Origin of the sequence: Blautia intestinihominis (assembly GCF_040096655.1) — a bacterium.
GTDB classification, from domain to species: Bacteria; Bacillota; Clostridia; order Lachnospirales; family Lachnospiraceae; genus Blautia_A; species Blautia_A intestinihominis.
This window is the reverse complement of record NZ_JBBMEI010000115.1, coordinates 1-7,245: the sequence shown is the minus strand read 5'-3', so window position 1 is coordinate 7,245 and position 7,245 is coordinate 1. Positions and strand designations below refer to the sequence as shown.

8 protein-coding genes and 1 pseudogene are annotated in these 7,245 nt (G+C 43.1%); all 9 read right to left on the bottom strand.

The window, feature by feature from the left end; translation table 11 throughout:
- A partial coding sequence (locus tag WMO75_RS18330) for an ATP-binding protein (protein WP_349078688.1) occupies positions 1 to 261 on the bottom strand: 261 nt, incomplete at its 3' end.
- Positions 262 to 330: 69 nt separating this feature from the next.
- Positions 331 to 1,155, bottom strand: a pseudogene (locus WMO75_RS18325) (histidine kinase dimerization/phospho-acceptor domain-containing protein); the annotation flags it as partial.
- A 101-nt stretch (positions 1,156 to 1,256) separates the two neighbouring features.
- Positions 1,257 to 1,382, bottom strand: a complete 126-nt coding sequence (locus WMO75_RS18320; protein WP_264466956.1) for a hypothetical protein — start codon at positions 1,380 to 1,382, stop codon at positions 1,257 to 1,259.
- Between the two features lie 3 nt (positions 1,383 to 1,385).
- A complete protein-coding gene (gene udk / locus WMO75_RS18315; RefSeq protein ID WP_118699645.1) occupies positions 1,386 to 2,012 on the bottom strand; it encodes a uridine kinase in 627 nt (208 codons plus the stop codon).
- 6 nt (positions 2,013 to 2,018) lie between these two features.
- Positions 2,019 to 2,939: a carbohydrate kinase family protein gene (locus WMO75_RS18310; protein WP_118699644.1), complete on the bottom strand. Its 921-nt coding sequence runs from the start codon at positions 2,937 to 2,939 to the stop codon at positions 2,019 to 2,021.
- Between the two features lie 196 nt (positions 2,940 to 3,135).
- Complete coding sequence (locus WMO75_RS18305; protein ID WP_118699643.1) at positions 3,136 to 4,014, bottom strand: methylenetetrahydrofolate reductase; 879 nt, start codon at positions 4,012 to 4,014, stop codon at positions 3,136 to 3,138.
- A 47-nt stretch (positions 4,015 to 4,061) separates the two neighbouring features.
- On the bottom strand, positions 4,062 to 4,682 hold the full coding sequence (locus WMO75_RS18300) for a methylenetetrahydrofolate reductase C-terminal domain-containing protein (protein WP_118254487.1): 621 nt from the start codon (positions 4,680 to 4,682) through the stop codon (positions 4,062 to 4,064).
- Between the two features lies 1 nt (position 4,683).
- Entirely contained in the window at positions 4,684 to 6,648 is a 1,965-nt protein-coding gene (gene rsxC / locus WMO75_RS18295; protein ID WP_118699642.1) for an electron transport complex subunit RsxC, read from the bottom strand.
- A gap of 349 nt (positions 6,649 to 6,997) precedes the next feature.
- A partial coding sequence (locus WMO75_RS18290; RefSeq protein ID WP_349078687.1) for a zinc ribbon domain-containing protein occupies positions 6,998 to 7,245 on the bottom strand: 248 nt, incomplete at its 5' end.

The window sequence follows — 7,245 nt, the reverse complement described above, 5'->3', positions numbered from 1 at the left end:
GTAACGAGAATGCGGCGCGCAGTCTTCAAAAATAACCTCGGAGGTACTTCCTATTCCTTCTTCGCTCTCTATCTGGATAATGCCGCTCATCATATCGACGATATTTTTGGTGATTGCCATTCTAAGTCCCGTTCCCTGTACACGGTTTGTGACGGAATTTTCCTGACGGCTGAATGGTTCAAAGATATGCTCCAGATACTCTTTTTTCATTCCAATTCCATTATCTGTGATCACAAAACGATATTTGGCATAGATAAGCATGTCAATTTCTCTGATCTGTTCGGTAAGATCAAACGTCTCAATGTTCATCCTGTTTTCGCCGCTCTCTATCTTGCTCATATCAAGCACATCATTGATAAGGCCCAGAAGGTGGTTGCTGGAAGTCTGGATCTTCTGGATATACTCCCGCATTTTTTGCGGATTATCCAGTTCATGCTCCATCAGGTTCGAAAGCCCCACGATCACATTCATCGGAGTCCGGATGTCATGGCTCATATTCGACAGGAAACTGCTCTTGGCGGCGTTGGCACTCTTCGCGATTTCCAGTGCGTCCTCAATATTTTTACGAATTTCCTGCTCATGTGTATGATCTGCGAACTCAAAGGTCAGAAGGTCTTCTCTGCCACGCACAACATGATAAAGTGTTTTCTGGAACATTTTTGCCTTCGTTTCTCCTACTGGTATGATCCAGGAATCCTTGATCTGCGACTGACCTTCCGGAAGGTTCTTAACCTCTTCGATCGAAAAATCGTCCGATTCCGGCTGTTCCAGATCCTGTACAGCAAGAAGCGGATGCGGAATGTCTTTCCTGATTCCAAAAATCTTTTCGATACTTGGACTTACATACAGAGAATCACGGTTGCGTTTATCCAGTATGATATATACGCTGTCAAGGTTCTGCGTCATAACATCCGCCAGGGTATCACGCCATAACAGCTTGGCATCGGTCTTCTTTTTCTCATCTATGTCCATGAGCATTCCATAGAAGACACCTGCTCTTCCCCACTTTTTGCGTGTCATGCGCCCTGTTGAACGGAACCAGCGGTACTCGCCGCTTTTTGTGCGTATACGAAATTCTGTATCGTAGATGATTTTTCCGCTGGTATCACGAAGAGCTTTTCTATATAATTGCATCATTCTTTCCCAGTTATCCGGATGAACTCTTTCGAAAAAACACGCTCACTATTCGGAAAATCTTCTTCATTCTGGTATCCTACCATCCGTCTCAGTTCATCGCTCCATTCCACACTGACAATCTAAAAATCACGGCTGCAGTACATTTTCCACATGCCGGATTTGATCAGTTTATGCAATGTTTTATCGCTGTACTCTGCAAGAACTACTTCTTTATTATTTTCTTCGTTCACCTTATCACTTTCCATGATTTAACTTTGCCTGTCTCTCAGAAGCTGTTCGATCTTTGATGCAAACAGATCAAATGCGATATTATTTTTTCCACTGTTGATCACGATGTCAGCCTTTGCTCTTGTCGGCTCCACATACAGATAATGCATCGGTTTTACAGTCGTCAGATACTGTTCGATGATTCCGTTCAGATCTCTTCCACGTTCCTCAACATCTCTGGAGATACGGCGCAGGATTCTCTCATCTGCATCAGCTTCCACATATACTTTGATGTCGAGAAGATCACGGATCCTCGGATCTGCAAGAAGCAGGATTCCTTCTACAAGGATGACCGGTCTTGGCTTGATCGTGATCACCTTATCTGAACGATTATGCTGGCTGTAGTCGTAAACTGGACACTCGATTGATTTCCCGGCTTTTAACTGTTTCAGATGCTCCACCAGAAGATCTGTTTCCAGTGAATCCGGATGATCATAGTTTACTTTGACACGTTTCTCGAATGGGATTCCATCCTGTCTGCGGTAATAATTGTCGTGATAAATGACCACAACTTTGTCACCAAAACGTTCTTTGATCCTGTTTGTAAAAGTAGATTTTCCTGATCCGGAACCTCCGGCGATTCCAATAATAATACTTTCTTTGTTCATTTTCTCTTACCTCTCAAGTCCGAATTCTTCTGGCATAAATCTAGGACAGATATTTTCTGATGTACAAATGACGGTTGATGCAAGTCTGGTGCCGATTCCACAGGCTTCGCGTAATGTCTTGCCGTAAGTAAGTCCCATGCAGACACCTGCAAAGAAGGAATCTCCGGCTCCGGTTGTATCCACAACATCTACTTTGAGCGCCGGATAAACGCCCTTATCTCCCTCCTGATCTGCATAAACAGCACCATCTCCGCCCATGGTCACAACCATCTTCGGAATTTTGGCAGAACGGATACGATCTGCAAGGATATCCGTCATCTCTTCCGGTGTCACATTCTCATAGTTCTCTGAAAACAGAATACCCGCTTCCTGCTGGTTACAGACAAAGCATGCAGTTCTTCGGATAAAATCTCTTCGCTCGATTGCAATGCTCATGTTAGATACGATCGCATAAACTTTCTTGTTGTATTTCTCTGCATAGGCGAAGGTTTTTTTGACGATTTCTTTTTCCAAATCGATTTCTATTACGATACTGTCTGCATCCTTAAAGATCTCATCGCCATGTTCATCCAGAATTCTTTCAATCGTTCGATGATCTGGTCTCTTTGAAATGGATGCAACCACATCACCTTCATGATTAAATACTGCCAGCCAGGTTCCCATGCCGTTATTTGCTTTTCGCATATATTTGGTATTCACTTTATGTCTTTTCAGTTTCTGGATAACTTCTTCACCCATCGCATCATCGTCAACTGCTCCAACAAAAGTCGGCTCCAGTTCTACGTTTGCAATATCTTCTACAACGTTACGTCCTACTCCTCCATGAATCTGCACGATTGTTCCGGCGTTTCTTCCCTGCGGAATATAAGGGGATGTGGAATATCCCTTGATATCAATGAAAACATCTCCGATTACTACGATTCCCATTGTATTTCTCCTTTATCTCTCTGTCTCTTATCTTAAAAATATAGCATATTTTCGCATTATATTGAAGTTTTTCTTCATATTATTTTTGTTCATAAAAAAAGCTATCTGCTTCGGATGCAGAGTCTGCACCCGAAATTCAGATAGCTTTTATGATAGTCTGTAATAATTTGTAATTACTCAGATCATAGATTTATTTTTAGATCTCAGCCAGTTTCAGCAGATCCGGGATCTTGGATTCCCAGCCAAGTGCCATGATATGTACACCCTGACAGTATGGCTTGCACTCTTTGATGATACGTGCAGCGATCTCAACACCTGTGATACCTGCTTTTGTCTTTTCTTTGTCTGCTTTCAGTTCTTCGATCATTTCATCCGGAACATGAATGCCGGCAACGTTATTGTTCATGAATCTTACCATTCCAACAGACTTCGGAATGATGATACCAACCTGTACCGGTTTGCCGAACTGTTTTGCTTTTTCCATGAATTTGATGAATTTCTCCGGCTCAAATACAGCCTGTGTCTGGAAGTAATCTGCACCTGCTGCAACTTTTCTTTCCATCTTGGCAAGCTGTGCGTCAACGGAATCGCTACACGGAGATACAACTGCACCCTTGGAGAACTTCGGCGGCTCACCAACCAGTTCATTTCCACCAAGGTCTACACCAGACTCCAGGAGCTTCACTGTGTGAAGAAGAGATACAGAGTCAAGGTCGAATACCGGTTTTGCCTGCGGATGATCGCCCATCTTTGTATGGTCGCCTGTCAGGCAGAGAATGTTCTCAATACCGAACATTGCAGCACTTAAGAGATCAGACTCCAGAGCGATACGGTTTCTGTCACGACATGCAAGCTGGAAGATCGGGTCCATTCCTGCATCCTTAAGTACTTTACACATTGCAAGAGAGCCAAGACGCATAACAGAAGACTGGTTATCTGTTACGTTAACTGCATGAACACCTTTGAGATATGTTTTGGCTTCCTCTACCAGTTCATCTACATGGATTCCTTTCGGCGGTCCTACTTCTGCTGAAACTACAAATTCACCACGGTCGAATAATTCTTTCATTTTCATTGTACATTGCTCCAATCATTATAAATTATAATTTATCAGGCTTCTGATTATTTTACTTCATCATCTGTCGCAAAATTATGAATCTGTGTCGGGCATTTCAGTGCGTCAAGGCGTCCGATCTCTTTCAGGCGTCTGTAGATGCGTTCCCATCCACATTCCATCTCACTGTCTACTTCGCATTTTCCGTTCTTGGAACCGCCGCACTGGCCGTTGACAAGACTCTTGGAACATGCTGTGATCGGGCAGATTCCACCTGTCAGATTCAGGTAGCATTCACCACACTGGTCACATTTGTACTCTAATGGTGTCACACCCTGGAAACCAGGTACCGGGTATGTATCACAGGCTGCACAGACCATCTTGTCATCCAGATATTCCGCAACGGTCTGCACACCAACACCGCAGGAGAATACCAGAACCAGATCTGCTTCCTGGATCTTGCTCATATGTTTCTTAAGACGTAATTCCATATTTTCCGGATTACAGATATAATCAGTTGTCATGATCCCTGTTACATTTCCTTCAGCGGCAAGTTCCTTCTGAAGTTCAACAGCTTCTTTTTCCGGAAAACGAACTTCTTTACATCCGTGGCAGTTAATGATAAAAACCTTTTTTCCGGCTGCCAGTGATGTGATCGTTTCTTTTGCTTTTAACTGGGTAATCAACATATCACTTCATCCCCCTTACTGCATTTTTTCCGGCTTTGATACTGTTAATGATCGGAATCTTGGAAGAACAGATGTACTGACAGCATCTACATTCAACACAATCCATAACGCTCATGTCTTTCATGCCCTGCCAGTTCTCTTCTTTGGCATATTTTACGAAATACAGAGGAGAAAGCTCCATCGGACATACGTCTACGCAGCGTCCACATTTGATACATGGCTGCTCTTTTGTCTCATCTGTATCAATAGCGATGATACCGTTGGATCCCTTCATCATTGGTACATCCAGTGTATTCAGAGGGAATCCCATCATTGGTCCGCCCATCTTGACCAGTACGTCATCATCTGTAAATCCACCACAATAATCGATCAGATCTCTTACGCTTGTACCGATCTTGATAATAAAGTTGCCAGGATTCTTGATCTTCTCGCCTGTGATTGTTGTAACACGCTCGATCAGCGGCATACCTTTCTGGATCGCATCAGAGATTGCCTTTACGGTACTGATATTATCTACGATAACGCCAACATCTGCCGGGAGACCGCCGCTCGGAACCTTTCTGCCCATAACGCGCTTGATGAGAGTTTTTTCAGCACCCTGTGGGTATTTGGTTCTTGCAACAAAAACTTCCATGTTTCCGATGTCGGCAACTTTTTCCTGCATTAATTCGATGGCATCCTGCTTGTTATCCTCGATGACAATGATACCCTTCCCGGCACCTGTTGTCTTGAGGATTGCTTTCAGACCAAAAATAATGTCATCTGCAAACTCAAGGAGAACCTTGTGGTCTGCTGTTAAATATGGCTCACATTCGCATCCATTGAGGAGAATGGTATCAACTGGTTTGGCTGGTTTCAGTTTGACACAGGTCGGAAAACCTGCTCCACCCATACCAACGATTCCTGCTTCTTTTACAATCTCAATGATCTCATCTGGTGTAAGTTCATCTAAAGGTTTATGAGGCTGTACGGATTCGTGCAGAGTATTCTTTCCGTCTGATTCGATGACAACTGCCATCACTTCACTGCCTCTTGTACCATGCATACGAGGTTCAACAGCTACTACAGTTCCGCTTACGCTGGAATGTACCGGCGCACTGATAAATCCGGCTGCTTCAGCGATCTTCTGGCCGACTTTCACTGTGTCACCTACCTGAACGATCGGGTTAGCCGGAGCTCCCAGATGCTGTGACATGGAGATCACAACGGTCTTCGGATCCGGGAATCTCTTCAGATCGATATGCTCACTGAATTCCTTGTGTTCTGATGGATGAACACCGCCATAGTATCCGTTCAGTCTGTTATCTCTGATAGATTTGACATAATCATTGATAACCTTGAAATTAACTTTGGAGAAATCACGAACCTGCACCGGCTGATTGAGGAATTCTTCCAGACGGCCCTGTTTTGCCAGTCTCTGGTAGATCTTTTCCCATGCACAGTCCTTGTTCGGATCCACTTCGCATTTTCCGTTCTTTGCTCCGCCGCACTGTCCATTTACAAGACTCTTAGAACAGTCGACGATAGGACAGACGCCTCCGGTAACGTTCAGATAACACTGTGCACATGCATCACAGCTCTTCTTCGTAAGTGCCATGCCATGATGGCCTCTGTAGTTAAGGGTATTGCTTGCGGCAATAACCGGCTTGCCAGCCAGATCCGCAACAGTCTGAATACCAAGACCACAGGAAATTACTACTACATTCTCTGTACCTTCTGGAATCAGATCCTGTAATTTTCTTTCTGTGTGCATCTTATTGCATAAGAAATCAAATTTTGCACTGCCTGTGACGGTTTTTCCCTGCTCCGCAGCAAATTCCAGGAACTCTCCGCAATCTGGTTCGTCAACGGTTTCAAATTCTTTGAAACACTTGTTGCAGGCAATCACAAACAGGTTGTCCCTGCCGTTCAGCACTGATGTAAGTTCATCACTGCTTTTCAGCTTGTACTTAGTATAGTTTTCCAATTGCTCACCTTCCTTATGAAATATTTGAACCTGCATACTTATCTTTTTTATCCTTTCTTTCCCCCTCTGCACTGTTAAGAAAAAAACAATAAAATTTCGATAATTTGGTTCTATAATTACTGTCTATATAAATGTAGCACAAATCATTTATTTTATCCAGCTATTATTGTATATTTTTATCAAAAAGAATGGCTTTTTTTATGAAACAAGGCTTTTTCACTAGAAATTTATCTGTTATTTTTTTATCATTATTGTTATTTTTTTATCATAAGTGATAACTTAGACTTTTTCTATTCATAACCTTATGCTATCAGTAGAACAATTGGGTAGTTTGTAGCTCTTCTGCTGTTTACGGCAGCTTACCTTTTTTTATAGAGAACCAGTTCGGGAGCAGTTCCTTCATGTATGAGCGCGCCTGTTCTTCTGTGAAATTTTCGCTTACCATATTTCTGACACAGACATCGATCAGTTCGTCCATATCGCTGTAGGTATAGGTACCGTCAGCGTAACACCATTTGCAGTAATCTTCATTCAGGCTGCCATCGCTGTCACGGCCTATGATCGAATCATCGTGAATTAAAAACTCTATCCTCACAT